14 protein-coding genes are annotated in these 13,795 nt (G+C 62.2%); all 14 read right to left on the reverse strand.

Annotated elements, in window-relative coordinates:
* Position 1: 1 nt before the first annotated feature.
* The 14 genes from rnhB to tsf all read right to left on the reverse strand — a co-directional run bounded on the left by rnhB (position 2) and on the right by tsf (position 13,661).
* Positions 2-625, reverse strand: a complete 624-nt coding sequence (gene rnhB, locus ACF8E5_RS16195) for a ribonuclease HII (protein WP_058639515.1) — start codon at positions 623-625, stop codon at positions 2-4.
* Position 626: 1 nt separating this feature from the next.
* Positions 627-1,754 carry a lipid-A-disaccharide synthase gene (gene lpxB, locus ACF8E5_RS16200; protein WP_392475533.1) on the reverse strand — a complete coding sequence of 376 codons (1,128 nt, stop codon included), beginning with the start codon at positions 1,752-1,754 and terminating at the stop codon, positions 627-629.
* A 1-nt stretch (position 1,755) separates the two neighbouring features.
* Positions 1,756-2,532 (reverse strand): acyl-ACP--UDP-N-acetylglucosamine O-acyltransferase, encoded by a 777-nt coding sequence (lpxA, locus tag ACF8E5_RS16205; RefSeq protein WP_027913879.1) that lies wholly within the window; start codon positions 2,530-2,532, stop codon positions 1,756-1,758.
* Positions 2,529-2,969: a 3-hydroxyacyl-ACP dehydratase FabZ gene (gene fabZ, locus ACF8E5_RS16210; RefSeq protein ID WP_023534097.1), complete on the reverse strand. Its 441-nt coding sequence runs from the start codon at positions 2,967-2,969 to the stop codon at positions 2,529-2,531. Before fabZ ends, lpxA begins: the two co-directional genes overlap by 4 nt.
* A 113-nt stretch (positions 2,970-3,082) precedes the next feature.
* A complete protein-coding gene (lpxD, locus tag ACF8E5_RS16215) occupies positions 3,083-4,138 on the reverse strand; it encodes a UDP-3-O-(3-hydroxymyristoyl)glucosamine N-acyltransferase (RefSeq protein ID WP_058639517.1) in 1,056 nt (351 codons plus the stop codon).
* Position 4,139: 1 nt separating this feature from the next.
* Positions 4,140-4,643, reverse strand: coding sequence for an OmpH family outer membrane protein (locus ACF8E5_RS16220; protein ID WP_023534153.1), 504 nt, complete (start codon positions 4,641-4,643; stop codon positions 4,140-4,142).
* 44 nt (positions 4,644-4,687) lie between these two features.
* The gene (gene bamA / locus ACF8E5_RS16225) at positions 4,688-7,051 is read right to left on the reverse strand and encodes an outer membrane protein assembly factor BamA (RefSeq protein ID WP_196185621.1); all 2,364 of its coding nucleotides are present in this window, start codon (positions 7,049-7,051) and stop codon (positions 4,688-4,690) included.
* A gap of 74 nt (positions 7,052-7,125) precedes the next feature.
* Complete coding sequence (rseP, locus tag ACF8E5_RS16230) at positions 7,126-8,478, reverse strand: RIP metalloprotease RseP (protein ID WP_392475534.1); 1,353 nt, start codon at positions 8,476-8,478, stop codon at positions 7,126-7,128.
* A 67-nt stretch (positions 8,479-8,545) separates the two neighbouring features.
* A complete protein-coding gene (gene ispC / locus ACF8E5_RS16235) occupies positions 8,546-9,736 on the reverse strand; it encodes a 1-deoxy-D-xylulose-5-phosphate reductoisomerase (protein ID WP_392475535.1) in 1,191 nt (396 codons plus the stop codon).
* Complete coding sequence (locus ACF8E5_RS16240; protein ID WP_058603721.1) at positions 9,733-10,548, reverse strand: phosphatidate cytidylyltransferase; 816 nt, start codon at positions 10,546-10,548, stop codon at positions 9,733-9,735. Before ACF8E5_RS16240 ends, ispC begins: the two co-directional genes overlap by 4 nt.
* Positions 10,548-11,303 (reverse strand): polyprenyl diphosphate synthase, encoded by a 756-nt coding sequence (gene uppS / locus ACF8E5_RS16245; protein WP_027913873.1) that lies wholly within the window; start codon positions 11,301-11,303, stop codon positions 10,548-10,550. The genes ACF8E5_RS16240 and uppS overlap by 1 nt, the downstream gene beginning before the upstream one ends.
* Positions 11,304-11,319: 16 nt before the next feature.
* Positions 11,320-11,877 carry a ribosome recycling factor gene (gene frr / locus ACF8E5_RS16250; RefSeq protein WP_058639521.1) on the reverse strand — a complete coding sequence of 186 codons (558 nt, stop codon included), beginning with the start codon at positions 11,875-11,877 and terminating at the stop codon, positions 11,320-11,322.
* Positions 11,874-12,617, reverse strand: coding sequence for a UMP kinase (gene pyrH / locus ACF8E5_RS16255; RefSeq protein ID WP_023534028.1), 744 nt, complete (start codon positions 12,615-12,617; stop codon positions 11,874-11,876). Before pyrH ends, frr begins: the two co-directional genes overlap by 4 nt.
* Before the next feature lie 180 nt (positions 12,618-12,797).
* On the reverse strand, positions 12,798-13,661 hold the full coding sequence (gene tsf, locus ACF8E5_RS16260) for a translation elongation factor Ts (RefSeq protein ID WP_058603722.1): 864 nt from the start codon (positions 13,659-13,661) through the stop codon (positions 12,798-12,800).
* Positions 13,662-13,795 lie beyond the last annotated feature (134 nt).

A 13,795-nucleotide genomic window follows, 5' to 3' on the forward strand; every position in this document is an offset into this window, starting at 1 on the left:
ATCAGATCAGCGAGGCGGTCACAGCCTCACGCACACCCCAGGCGGCACGCACGGGCGCAAACGATCGACGATGAATGGGTGTGGGCCCGAGCCGTGCCAGCGCCTCCAGGTGCACCGGCGTCGGGTAGCCTTTGTGCGCACCTATGCCGTAGCCGGGGTAGATCAGCTCGAAGGCGCCCATCTCGCGATCACGCGTCACCTTGGCCAGGATCGAAGCCGCCGCGATCGCAGGCACTTTGGCGTCCCCCTGCACCACCGACGCCGATGGCACCGACAGCTGCGGGCAGCGATTGCCGTCGATCAAGGCCATGTTCGGGGTGATGTGCAAACCTTCCACCGCGCGCTGCATGGCCAACATGGTGGCATGCAGAATGTTGAGGCGATCGATTTCCTCGACCGCGGCGCGGGCAATGAAAAAGCTCAGGGCCTTGTCGCAAATTTCGTCGAACAAGGCTTCGCGGCGCGCCTGGGTTAGCTTCTTCGAGTCGTTGAGCCCAAGGATTGGGCGTGCCGGGTCGAGGATCACGGCAGCCGTCACCACGTCACCACACAGGGGGCCGCGGCCCACTTCGTCGACGCCGGCGACCAGGTCTTCGACCAGATTGAAATCCAGACCGAACTGCATGTCAGCGTTTCTCCAGCAGGGCCAGCACAGCGTCGGCGGCTTGGTTGGAGGCATCCCGGCGCAAGGTGCGGTGAATCTCGTCGAACGAGTCGGTTTGTCCGGTGCCGTCGCGCAGCAAAGGCAGCAGCGCATCGACCAGCGCTTCGCTAGTCGCGGCGTCTTGCAGCAACTCAGGCACCAGCGCACGGCGCGCCAGCAGGTTGGGCAAGGACACGTAGGGGCTTTTGACCAGCCGCTTGAGTATCCAGTAGGTCAGCGGCGCCAGGCGGTAGGCAACCACCATGGGCCGCTTGAACAGCAGCGCTTCCAGGGTGGCTGTACCCGATGCAATCAGGACGGCGTCACAGGCGGCCAGCGCCTCGTGCGAACGGCCATCGAGCAGGGCCAGCGGCAAGTCGCGACCCTCGAGCATCTGCTCCAGTTGGGCGCGGCGGGCGGCGTTGGCACAGGGCAGCACGAAGCGCACCCCCGGCACCCGCTGCTGCAAACGTTGCGCTGCATCCAGGAACAACGCACCCAGGCGCCCGACTTCACCCCCGCGGCTGCCGGGCATCAGGGCGACCACCGGACCCTCGCCCAGCCCCAGGGCGGCGCGCGCTGCGGGTCGATCCGCCTGCAGGGCAATGGTATCGGCCAGGGGGTGGCCGACGAATCGCACCGGCACGCCCTGTTCTTCATAGAAGCGGGCCTCGAACGGCAACAGTGTCAGCATCAGGTCACAGCCCTGACGGATTTTCAACACACGCTTCTGCCGCCATGCCCACACTGATGGGCTGACGTAATGAACGGTCTTGATACCCGCTTGGCGCAGCTTGAGTTCGATCTCCAGGGTAAAGTCGGGCGCATCGATACCGATGAACACGTCCGGCTTCTGCTCGATCAGGGTCTGGACCAGCAGCTTGCGACGCTTGAGCAATTCACGCAGGCGACCAAGCACCTCGACCAGCCCCATGACGGCCAAACGCTCCATGGGGAAGTAGGATTGCAGGCCTTCGGCTTCCATGAGCGGGCCACCGACCCCGATGAAGCGCACATCGGGATGGCGCACCCTCAAGGCGCGCATCAAGCCGGAACCGAGAATGTCGCCGCTGGCTTCACCCGCGACCAGGGCTACGCAAAGCTGGACCATGTCAGCGAGTGATGCCGCGGGCCGAACTCACGATCGACTGGCGGAACAGCTCGACCTCCGGATGCTGCGCCGCCGGCGCTTCGAGTTCGCGCAATGCATCCTCCACCGTCAGGCCCTGGCGGTAGACGATTTTGTAGCAGCGACGCAGCACATGGATTACTTCGTCGCTGAAACCACGGCGGCGCATGCCTTCAAAGTTCATGCTGCGCGCTTCGGCGGGGCTGCCGAAAACGGTGACGAACGCGGGTACGTCCTTGCCGATGGCCGTGCCCATGCCGGAAAACGCATGGGCACCGATGTGGCAATACTGGTGAACCAGGGTGAACCCGGATAGGATCGCCCAGTCGCCCACATGCACATGGCCCGCCAGCGCGGTGTTGTTGACCAGGATGCAGTGGCTGCCGATCACACTGTCATGGCCAATGTGGGCATAGGCCATGATCAGGTTATGGTCGCCAACGGTGGTTTCGGCGCGATCCTGCACGGTACCACGATGGATCGTGACGCCTTCACGGATGACGTTGTGATCGCCGATCACAAGGCGAGTCGGCTCACCCTTGTACTTGAGGTCCGGGGTGTCTTCGCCAATCGAGGAAAACTGGAAGATACGGTTGTGCTTGCCGATCCGGGTCGGCCCCTTGAGCACAACGTGTGGGCCGATGACGGTGCCCTCCCCGATTTCGACATCGGGGCCAACGATCGACCAAGGGCCCACCTCGACGCCTTCGGCCAGCTTGGCCGAAGGGTCGATGATGGCCCGAGGATCAATCGAATTCATAGGGAGCGTTCCGCACAGGTGATTTCGGCCGAGCATACTGCCTTGCCGTCGACCAGGGCACGGCATTCGAACTTCCAGATCATGCTCTTGCGGCTCAGGAACTTCGCTTCCAGCACCAGCTGGTCACCCGGCAGCACCGGCTGACGGAAACGCAGCTTGTCGGAGCCGACGAAGTAGTACAAGGTGCCGTCGGCAGGTTTGGCATCGAGCATCTTGAAACCGAGAATGCCGGCCGCCTGGGCCATGGCTTCGATGATCAGGACGCCGGGCATGATGGGGTGCGCCGGGAAGTGGCCGTTGAAGAATGGCTCGTTGATGCTGACATTCTTGTAGGCACGAATGCTCTGGGCCTCGTAATCCAGATCCGTCACGCGGTCCACCAGCAGGAACGGGTAACGGTGAGGCAGGTATTCGCGAATCTCGTTGATGTCCATCATTTCGGGGGGGAAGCCTGTATAAGAATAGGGAGCGCAGGTGCTGACCACACGCTCCTTTTGCAATCCAAAGAGGAGCCAGCTAGCGACTGTTCACTCTTGCTCAGGAAATGGTATCAGCCTTCTGATGTCGGCTGCCCACCTGAGGTCACGGTATCGACGCGTTTTTCCAGCTGCTGGAGACGCTTGGCCATGTCGTCCAGGTGGCGGATGCGCGCGGCGCTCTTGCGCCAGTCAGCCAGAGGCTGCATGGCAGTACCGGAAGAATAGCCACCCGGCTCGGTGATCGAGCGGGTCACCATGGTCATCCCGGACACGAAAACGTTGTCGCAAACATCGATATGACCGACCATGCCTACGCCACCGGCGATGGTGCAATGCTTGCCGATACGTGTGCTGCCGGAGATGCCCACGCACGCAGCCATGGCCGTATGCTCCCCGATCTGCACGTTGTGGGCAATCTGGATCTGGTTGTCGAGCTTGACGCCGTCGGCGATACAGGTGTCGGACAGCGCGCCACGGTCCACGGCCGTGTTCACACCGATCTCCACATCGTCACCGATGCTCACACCGCCAATCTGGGCAATCTTGCGCCACACGCCTTTTTCGTTGGCAAAGCCAAAGCCTTCACCACCGATCACTGCGCCGGACTGGATAACCACTCGCTTGCCGATGGTGACATCGTGATACAGCGTGACCCGCGGCGCCAGCCAGCCCCCTTCGCCGATCACGCAGCGGGCACCGATGAAGCAATGGGCGCCGATGGTGACATGGGCGCCGATACGCGCACCGCTTTCAACGACCGCGAAAGGCCCGACACTGGCCGTCGCATCCACCTGGGCATCGCCGGCCACCACGGCGCTGGGGTGAATCCCCGCCACAGCCTTGGGTTTGGGGTCGAACAGGTGGGAAATGCGGGCATACGCCAGGTAGGGGTCGGCAACGATCAGGGCATGACCGGCGAACGCCTCGGCATCGGCCGCCTTGAGCAGCACGGCAGCCGCCTGGCTCTGGTCCAGGTACTTGCGGTACTGCGGGTTGGCAAGAAAGCTCAACTGACCCGGCCCGGCCTCCTGCAAGGTGGCAAGGCCTGTGATCTGCAGCGTCTCGGGACCCTTGAGGGTGGCCCCGAGGGTCTCGGCCAGTTGGCCAAGCGTCATGGTCACGGTCATATCAACGGGCTTGGTTCATACGCTCGATAACCTGGCGGGTGATGTCGTACTGAGGCTTGACATCAATGACCGCACCGCGCTCGAGCACCAGGTCGTAACCGCCCTTCTTGATCACTTCCTCGACAGCGCCGTCCAGCTTGGGCTTGAGCTGCTTGAGCATGTCGCGGTCGGCAACGGCCTTGGCTTCGTTCAGCTCCTTGGACTGGAACTGGAAGTCGCGGGCCTTTTGCTTGAACTCGAGCTCCAGGCGCTCACGCTCCTGCTGCTGCATCTTGTCGCCGCCTTTGATCAGGCGATCCTGGATGCCCTTGGCGCTGCTCTCCAGGCCCTTGAGCTTGGTCAGCTGAGGGCCGAACTTCTTTTCGGCATCCACGGCGTACTTCTTGGCGGCATCGGACTCGAGCAGGGCCATCTGATAGTTCAGAACGGCAACCTTCATTTCGGCGAAAGCCGGGGTGGCGACCAGCGCCGCGGCCACTACGGCCATTTGGGTCAACTTGCGCACGATGAACTCCTGGATAAACCGTTGTCGTTAAGCAAGGGCCGACCTTAGAAGGTCTGGCCCAGAGAGAATTGGAACACCTGGGTGTCTGCCTCGTCCGGCTTCTTGATCGGCATCGCCAGGCTGAAGCTCAACGGGCCCAAGGCCGTGATCCACGTCACGCCAAGACCGACCGAACTGGCCATGTCGGAGAAACCGACCTTAGCGCAGTCCGGTTTTTTACCGCAGTTGGTGTCGAATACGTTACCCACGTCCCAGAAGACCGAGGTACGCAGGGACCGCTGGTCCTTGACGAACGGCAGCGGGAACAGCAACTCGACGCCGCCTTGAACCAGGACGTTGCCACCGAATGGAAGCGGGTCTTGGTCGGGGTCGCGGATGGTGCCTGGTCTGTGACCAACTTCGCCAACCCCTTTACTTGGAGTACTGCGGGGACCGAGGCTACTGTCCTTGAAACCGCGAACAGAGTTGAAACCACCCGCGTAATAGTTTTCATAGAACGGCAAGCCAGAGGTACCCCCAAAGCCATCGCCATAGCCGAGTTCTGTGTGCAGACGCAAGGTGTAGTTCTGGCTGAGTGGCTTGAACAACTGGCCGCGGTAATCGAGCTTGTAGAACGACAAGTCACTACCAGGGATCGTGGTCTCAAGGCTCAAGCTTTGAGAATGGCCCCGCGTCGCCAGTACACCCTTGTTCAAGGTCGACTCGGACCAACCAATCGATGCTTTGAAGTTGGTGAAGTTACTGCCTTCCTTGTCAATGAAATCAAAGATCTCACCGACGGTGTACTTACCCGTCTTCAGCTTGTCCTGCTGCACGCTCAACCCATAGGTCAGGCGCGACGTCTCGCTGATCGGGTAACCCAGGCTCACACCGGCACCCAGGCTGTCCACCGCATAGCTCGCCACGTCGACGTCGAGGTCGTCATAGTCGGTGCTGCGGTAGAAGGCGTTGTAACCCAGGCTCACGCCATCGGCAGTGAAGTAGGGATCAACGAAACCGAAGTTGTATCGCGACTGGTACTCGGACCGGGTCAGGCCAACGGACACCTTGTTACCGGTACCCAGGAAGTTGCTCTGGCTGATCGAGCCACCCAGGATCAGGCCTGCGCTCTGGGCAAAGCCGACGCTGGCGGTGATCGAACCGGAGGCCTGCTCCTCGACGCTGTAGTTCACGTCGACCTGGTCGTCGGTACCCGGTACCGGCGGGGTCTCGACGTTCACGTCCTTGAAAAAGCCCAGGCGCTCAAGGCGGGTCTTGGATTGGTCGATCAGGTAGGTCGATGCCCAGCCGCCTTCCATCTGACGCATTTCGCGGCGCAGCACTTCGTCTTCGGTCTTGGTGTTGCCGCGGTAGTTGATGCGGTTGACGTAGGCACGCTTGCCCGGATCGACCACGAACATGATGTCCACGGTGTGATCCTGGTCGTTTGGCTGAGGCACGCCGTTGACGTTGGCGAAGGTATAGCCTTCGTTACCCAGGCGACGGGTGATCAGCTCGGACGTGCTGGTCATCACCTTGCGCGAGAACACCTGGCCCGGCTGCACCAGCAGCAGCGACTTGATCTGGTCTTCCGGCACCTTGAGGTCACCGGAGAGCTTCACGTCACGGACGGTGTATTTCTCGCCTTCGTTGATGTTGACGGTGATGTAGACGTGCTTCTTGTCAGGCGTGATGGACACCTGGGTGGACGCGATGTCCATGTTGATGTAGCCGCGGTCCAGGTAGTAGGAACGCAGACGTTCCAGGTCACCGGACAGTTTTTCACGGGCATACTTGTCGTCGTTCTTGAAGAAGGACAACCAGTTAGTCGTCTTGAGCTCGAACAGCTGCCCCAGGGTGTCGTCATCGAACACGTTGTTGCCAACGATGTTGATGTGCTGGATGGCAGCGACGGTGCCTTCGTTGATCTTGATCTTCAGGGCCACACGGTTGCGCGGCTGCGGCACCACCTCGGCGTCGACCTCGGCCGAGTAACGGCCCTGGGCCACGTACTGGCGCTGCAGCTCGTTACGCACGCCTTCGAGGGTGGCACGCTGGAAGATCTCGCCTTCGGCCAAGCCCGATTGCTTCAGGCCCTTCATCAGGTCTTCGGTACTGATCGCCTTGTTGCCTTCGATCTCGATGCTCGACACCGACGGGCGCTCGACCACATTGATGATCAGCACGTTGCCATCACGGTTCAGCTCGATGTCCTGGAAAAACCCGGTCTTGAACAGCGAGCGGGTCGACTCCACCAGGCGCCGGTCATCGGCCTGGTCGCCCACATTGAGGGGCAAGGCACCGAAGACACTGCCCGCGGAAACCCGCTGCAGGCCGTTGACGCGGATATCGGAGATGGTGAAGGACTCGGCGTGAACTTCAGCGATCATCAGTGCGGAGAGCACCGCAGTTAGCAACAGACGTTTCATGAAGTCCTTTTATTCCAACTGGCAATAAACAACCTGCCGTCATGAACGACAGGTTTCGCAATTGAGCGAAGCTTTTATAGTCGACCCAGATCGTTGATCAGGGCGAGCAGCATCACCCCCAAGACCAAACTGATACCGATCTGGACCCCCCAACCTTGTACCCGATCAGACAACGGACGACCGCGCGCCCATTCAACCAGGTAGAACAGCAAGTGCCCCCCATCCAGTACCGGGATGGGCAGCAGGTTAAGAACCCCCAGGCTTATGCTCAGGTAGGCCAGGAAATTCAGGAACTCCCCCACGCCGGACTGGGCTGAAGCGCCCGCCACTTTAGCAATGGTTATCGGTCCACTCAAGTTTTTTACCGAGAGCTCACCGAACAGCATTTTCTTCAGTGACTGGAGCGTGAGCACGCTCATGTTCCAGGTGCGCGACAGGCCTTCACCCACCGCCTCCACCGGCCCATAGCTGACTTCGCGCAGCATCGAGGCCGGCCATTGACCGCCCTTGACGCCCGCTCCCAGGTAGCCTGCAGCGGCCTCACCTTCGCCCTTCGCGCCCAGCGTCACCGGTATGTCCAGCGGCGCACCGTCACGCTCCAGACGCACTACCACCTGGGCGCCGGGCCGCGCGCGCACGCTATCGACCACCTGCTGCCATTCGCTCACCGACTGGCCGCCGACGCCCAGCAACCGGTCACCGGTTTTCAAGCCTGCAGCCGCGGCCGGCCCCTTGGGATCGATCTCGGCCAGCACCGGCACGATGGCCGGGCGCCAGGGTTCAAGGCCCAGCGAGCGAATCGGATCAGGCTCATCGGCACCTTTCAACCACTGGTCGAGTTTCACCTGGCGCTGTTGCTCGGCACTGCTGCCCTCATCGCGCACACCGATGTTCAGCGTGCCACTCTCACCCAGGCGGCGCACCAACTGCAGATTGACTGCCGACCAGCCGTTGGTCGGCTTGCCGTCCACCGAGACGATCTCCTGGCCGGCCGTCAGCCCTGCAGCCGCCGCCAGGCTACCCGTCTCGACGGTGCCGATGACCGGCCGGATCTGCTGGCTGCCAAGCATTGCCAATACCCAGAAGAAGAAGATGGCCAGCAGGAAGTTGGCGACCGGCCCGGCGGCAACGATCGCGATGCGCTGGCCGACCGGCTTGCGATTGAACGATTGGCCCACCAGCGCAGGGGGCACATCGCCTTCGCGCTCGTCGAGCATCTTCACGTAGCCGCCCAGCGGAATGGCTGCGATGACGAACTCGGTACCCTGACGATCATGCCAGCGCACCAGCGGCGTACCGAAGCCCACCGAGAAACGCAGCACTTTCACGCCACAGCGACGCGCCACCCAGAAGTGGCCGAACTCGTGGAAGGTGACCAGCACACCCAAGGCGACGAGCGTACCAATAATCATGTAGAGCGCTGTCATGTCCATCTCCGAATGATGAGCAATGGGTCAGTGGGGGTGCTGTTGTCGATAACCGGGCCAGCCAGCCTCAGCGGCCGTTGCGGTGCAGCCAGGCCCAGGCCAGCTCGCGCGCTCGCTGGTCGGCGGCAAACACTGCCTCCAGCGAAGTCAGCGGCACCACGGGCTCCTGGTCCAGTACCTGTTCGATCATACTCGCGATCTCCGGGAAGCGGATACGGCCCTGGAGGAACGTCTGCACCGCCATTTCGTTGGCCGCATTGAGCACGGCAGGGGCGCTGTTGCCCACCTGCGCCGCCTGTCGCGCCAGGCGCAGACAGGGGAAACGCTGCTCATCGGGCGCCTCGAAATCCAGGCGAGCAATGCTGAACAGGTCCAGCGGGGCCACCCCGGAATCGATTCGCTCCGGCCAGGCCAGCGCATTGGCGATGGGGGTACGCATGTCCGGATTACCCAACTGCGCCAGCACCGAACCGTCGACGTAATCGACCAGCGAGTGGATCACGCTTTGCGGGTGCACCACCACCTCGACCAGGCTTGGCGGCGCATCGAACAGCCAGCAGGCCTCGATCAACTCCAGGCCCTTGTTCATCATGCTCGCCGAGTCGACGGAAATCTTGCGCCCCATCGACCAGTTCGGGTGGGCGCACGCCTGTTCAGGTGTGACGTCCAGCAAGGCCTCGGTCGATGTCTGACGGAACGGCCCACCCGAGGCCGTCAGCAGAATGCGGCGCACCCCCACAGCGCTCAACCCGCGCCCGTAGTCGCTGGGCATGCACTGGAAGATGGCGTTGTGCTCGCTGTCGATGGGCAGCAACACCGCACCCGACTGGCGCACGGCGTCCATGAACAGGGCGCCGGACATGACCAGCGCTTCCTTGTTGGCCAGCAGCACTTTCTTGCCGGCCTGTACGGCCGCCAAGGTCGGCCGCAGGCCTGCCGCGCCGACGATGGCGGCCATGACCGCATCCACTTCACTAGCACAGGCTACCTGGCACAACCCGGCCTCGCCTTCCAGCACTTCGGTAGCGCACCCTGCCGCCTTCAGGCCCGCACGCAGGCGCCCCGCCGCCTCAGCGCTCGGCACCACGGCATAGGCCGGGCGATGCCGCACGCACAGGGCCAACAGCTCCTCGATGCGCGTGTAGCCGGTCAAGGCGAAGGCCTGATAGCGCTCAGGATGGCGGGCGATCACGTCCAGGGTGCTCAGGCCGATGGAGCCGGTCGCCCCAAGTACGGTAATGCGTTGCACCTGGCTCACATCACACCCCATTCGGCCGCCCACAACAGCACGGCGAACAATGGAATGGCCGCCGTCAGGCTGTCGATGCGGTCGAGCACGCCACCGTGGCCGGGTAGTAGGTTGCTGCTGTCCTTGATGCCCGAGCGGCGCTTGAACATGCTTTCGGTCAGGTCTCCGATCACCGAGGCCATCACCACCAGTGCAGCGCCTGCCAGGCCGAGCAGTAGCTGACCGAAGCTCCAGTCACGACTGATACCCACCACCAGGGTGATCACCAGGCTGACCGCCAACCCGCCGTAGACGCCTTCCCAGCTCTTGCCAGGGCTGACCTGCGGCGCCAGCTTGCGCTTGCCGAAGGCCCTGCCGGAAAAGTACGCACCGATGTCGGCCGCCCAGACCAAAGCCATGACCGACAGGATCAGCCAGTTACCCAGCGGCCAGTGCTTGAGCAGCACCAGGCCTTGCCAGGCCGGCAGCAACACCAGCAGGCCGATCAACAGCCGGCAGGCGGCACTGGCCCACAGTTCGCTGGTGCGCGGGTAGGTCAGCACCAGCCAGGTGGCCAGCCCCCACCAGATGACGGCCGCCCCAAGCACCCAGGGGGCCAGTTCCGGGAGGATGTACAGCAGCATCAATGCCCCAGCGACGACCAGGGCATAGGCGACACGCAGCGGCTGAGCCATCAACCCCGCCAAACGCGCCCACTCCCAGGCGCCGAGCGTTACCACCAGGCCGATGAACAGGGCGAAGTTGCCCCCCTCGAGCAGGAAGAACCCGCCCAGCGCTATCGGCAACAGGATCAGCGCGGTAATGATGCGTTGTTTAAGCATTAAGCACGCGCTCCAGCCTCGACCTGCTCGCTGGTCTTACCAAAGCGGCGCTGGCGCGAAGCGAAATCAGCCAATGCACTGCGCATGGCTTCGTGTTTGAAGTCCGGCCAGTAAAGGTCGGAGAAATACAACTCGGCGTAGGCCAGTTGCCACAACAGGAAATTGCTGATGCGATGCTCGCCACCGGTACGGATGCACAAGTCCGGCAAAGGCTGCTCGCCGGTCGCAAGGCACGTCTGCAACAACCCTGGGGTGATGTCATCGGGGCGCAGATGGCCAGCCTGGACTTCACGCGCCAGCCGCTGCGCGGCCTGGGCGATGTCCCACTGCCCACCGTAGTTGGCGGCGATCTGCAGGATGAAACGGCTATTGCCTGCGGTCAGCGCCTCGGCTTCGCGCATGGCAGCCTGCAGTTCCGGGTGAAAGCGGGAGCGGTCACCGATGATGCGCAGGCTGATGTTGTTGTCGTTCAAGCGACGCGCCTCGCGGCGCAGCGCCGAGAAGAACAACTCCATCAACGCACCGACCTCATCGGCAGGGCGCTGCCAGTTCTCACTGGAGAAGGCAAAGAGGGTCAGCACTTCGACGCCGGCCTCGGCGCAGACTTCGATGACTGCACGCACGGCATCGACACCCGCCTTGTGCCCGGCAACGCCAGGCAACAAGCGTCGTTTCGCCCAGCGGTTGTTGCCGTCCATGATGATCGCGACGTGACGCGGCACCGAGGGAGGCACCGCTGGCTTGGTCTTTTCCATTAAAAAAAACCTGGCCTTAGACGGCCATCAGGTCCTTTTCCTTGGCTTTGAAGGCTGCATCCACCTCGGCGACGAACTTGTCCGTCAGCTTCTGGATGTCATCGGCGGCGCGGCGCTCTTCGTCTTCGCTGATGGCCTTGTCCTTGGTCAGCTTCTTCAAGTCCGCCAGGGCGTCACGACGCACGTTGCGCACGGCGACCTTGGCGTCTTCGGCAACGCCGCTGGCCTGCTTGGTGTAGCCCTTGCGGGTTTCTTCGGTCAGGGCAGGCATCGGCACACGGATGGTGGTGCCGGCGCTCGATGGGTTGAGGCCGAGGTCGGAGGTCAGGATGGCCTTCTCGATAGCAGCGCTCAGGTTCTTGTCGTGAGCGACGATCTTCAGGGTGCGCGCGTCCTCGACGCTGATCGCAGCGACCTGGTTCAGCGGCATCTCGCTACCCCAGGCAGTGACCTTGACGCTGTCCAGAATGCTTGGGTGCGCGCGACCGGTGCGGATGGCCGCCAGGTTGCGGCCCAGGGCCTCGATGGACTTGGTCATGCGCTCCTGCGCGTCTTTCTTGATGTCGTTGATCATGCTTGGCCTTCCTCGATCAGAGTGCCTTCAGCGCCGCCCACCACGATGTTCAGCAGAGCGCCTGGCTTGTTCATGTTGAATACCCGCAATGGCATGCCGTGGTCACGGCACAGGCAGATTGCGGTCAAGTCCATCACGCCGAGCTTACGATCCAGGACCTCGTCATAGGTCAGGCGATCGAACTTCTCGGCATGCGGGTCCTTGAATGGATCGGCAGTGTACACACCATCGACCTTGGTCGCCTTGAGCACCACGTCGGCATCGATTTCGATGGCCCGCAGGCAGGCTGCCGAGTCGGTGGTAAAGAACGGGTTGCCGGTACCGGCGGAGAAAATTACCACATCCCCGGAGTTGAGGTGGCGAATCGCTTTGCGACGGTCATAGTGATCGGTGACGCCTACCATGGAGATGGCCGACATGACCAGTGCCGGGATGTTCGAGCGCTCCAGCGCATCGCGCATGGCCAGGGCGTTCATCACGGTGGCCAGCATCCCCATGTGGTCGCCGGTGACGCGATCCATGCCGGCGGCGCTCAGTGCGGCCCCTCGGAACAGGTTGCCACCACCGATGACCAGGCCGACCTGCACACCGATACCGACCAGCTGCCCGACTTCCAGGGCCATGCGATCGAGCACCTTCGGGTCGATCCCGAAGTCTTCGGAGCCCATCAGGGCCTCGCCGCTAAGTTTGAGCAAAATGCGTTTATAGCGAGGTTGGCGACCACTCACCTGCTGAGCCATTGCGAGTCTCTCCTGCGGCGTACTGTAGAAAATTCGTGCGGGCTGTTTGCAGCCTGCTAACTGTAGCGTGGCACCGTTTCGGCGCCAGCGGCGGCAGCGTTGTGTAAACGCCTCGCCGCTTTGACAAAGAGGCTGCGCGCGTGAGCGGGCAGCCTCTTTGGGGCGACAGACGGGGCTGTCTTACTGCTTGGCAGCAGCAACCTGTGCGGCAACTTCAGCAGCGAAGTCGTCGACTGGCTTCTCGATGCCTTCGCCAACCTTGAAGTAGGTGAAGGAAACGATTTCAGCACCGGCTTTCTTAGCCAGTTCGCCGACCTTGACTTCCGGGTTCATGACGAACGCCTGCTCTTTGAGCGAGGCTTCAGCCTTGAACTTGGTGATGCGGCCGTTGATCATGTTTTCAACGATGTTTTCCGGCTTGCCGGCGATCTTGTCGGCGTTCAGCTGCAGGAAGACACCCTTCTCGCGCTCGATGGCTTCGGCGGAGATTTCCGACGAGTCCAGGAACTCGGGGTTGGACGCTGCAACGTGCATGGCGATGTTCTTGGCCAGCTCGACGTCACCGCCTTTCAGGACAACGACAGCACCGATCTTGTTGCCGTGCAGGTAGGCGCCGACTACGTCGCCTTCCACGCGCACCAGGCGACGGATGTTGACGTTTTCGCCGCACTTGGCGACCAGGGCTTCACGGGCAGCTTCACGCGAGGCGATCAGCGGAGCGGCGTCGGTCAGCTTCTGGGCGAAGGCTTCTTCCAGGCTTTCGGCGACGAAGTTCTTGAAGTCGTCTTGCAGGGCCAGGAAGTCGGTCTGCGAGTTCACTTCCAGCAGTACGGCGGCCTTGCCGTCGGTCTTGACGGCGATCGCGCCTTCGGCAGCCACGTTGCCAGCCTTCTTGGCGGCCTTGATGGCGCCCGAGGCACGCATGTCGTCAATGGCTTTTTCGATGTCGCCGCCAGCCTTTTCCAGGGCTTTCTTGCAATCCATCATGCCTTCGCCGGTACGCTCGCGCAGTTCTTTGACCAGCGCTGCAGTAATTGCTGCCATTTCAAAATCCTCTTGGAAAGTTTTTCAACCATTCCACCCGTTTGTGACGGGCGTTCAATTCTGCTAATCCGCTGTCTGTGCCTGCATGCCCATGGAAGGGACGGCTGTCGACAGCAGGATTTCAAGGTGGCAAA

The sequence above is a fragment of the Pseudomonas sp. WSY_20 genome (assembly GCF_043104335.1).
GTDB lineage: Bacteria > Pseudomonadota > Gammaproteobacteria > Pseudomonadales > Pseudomonadaceae > Aquipseudomonas > Aquipseudomonas parafulva_B.

Excerpts from the sequence above, each read along its gene's own strand:
- rnhB (WP_058639515.1), bottom strand. The coding sequence starts at position 625 with ATGCAGTTCGGTCTGGATTTCAATCTGGTCGAAGACCTGGTCGCCGGC.
- lpxB (WP_392475533.1), bottom strand. The coding sequence starts at position 1,754 with ATGGTCCAGCTTTGCGTAGCCCTGGTCGCGGGTGAAGCCAGCGGCGAC.
- lpxA (WP_027913879.1), bottom strand. The coding sequence starts at position 2,532 with ATGAATTCGATTGATCCTCGGGCCATCATCGACCCTTCGGCCAAGCTG.
- fabZ (WP_023534097.1), bottom strand. The coding sequence starts at position 2,969 with ATGATGGACATCAACGAGATTCGCGAATACCTGCCTCACCGTTACCCG.
- lpxD (WP_058639517.1), bottom strand. The coding sequence starts at position 4,138 with ATGACCGTGACCATGACGCTTGGCCAACTGGCCGAGACCCTCGGGGCC.
- bamA (WP_196185621.1), bottom strand. The coding sequence starts at position 7,051 with ATGAAACGTCTGTTGCTAACTGCGGTGCTCTCCGCACTGATGATCGCT.
- rseP (WP_392475534.1), bottom strand. The coding sequence starts at position 8,478 with ATGACAGCGCTCTACATGATTATTGGTACGCTCGTCGCCTTGGGTGTG.
- ACF8E5_RS16240 (WP_058603721.1), bottom strand. The coding sequence starts at position 10,548 with ATGCTTAAACAACGCATCATTACCGCGCTGATCCTGTTGCCGATAGCG.
- uppS (WP_027913873.1), bottom strand. The coding sequence starts at position 11,303 with ATGGAAAAGACCAAGCCAGCGGTGCCTCCCTCGGTGCCGCGTCACGTC.
- frr (WP_058639521.1), bottom strand. The coding sequence starts at position 11,877 with ATGATCAACGACATCAAGAAAGACGCGCAGGAGCGCATGACCAAGTCC.
- pyrH (WP_023534028.1), bottom strand. The coding sequence starts at position 12,617 with ATGGCTCAGCAGGTGAGTGGTCGCCAACCTCGCTATAAACGCATTTTG.
- tsf (WP_058603722.1), bottom strand. The coding sequence starts at position 13,661 with ATGGCAGCAATTACTGCAGCGCTGGTCAAAGAACTGCGCGAGCGTACC.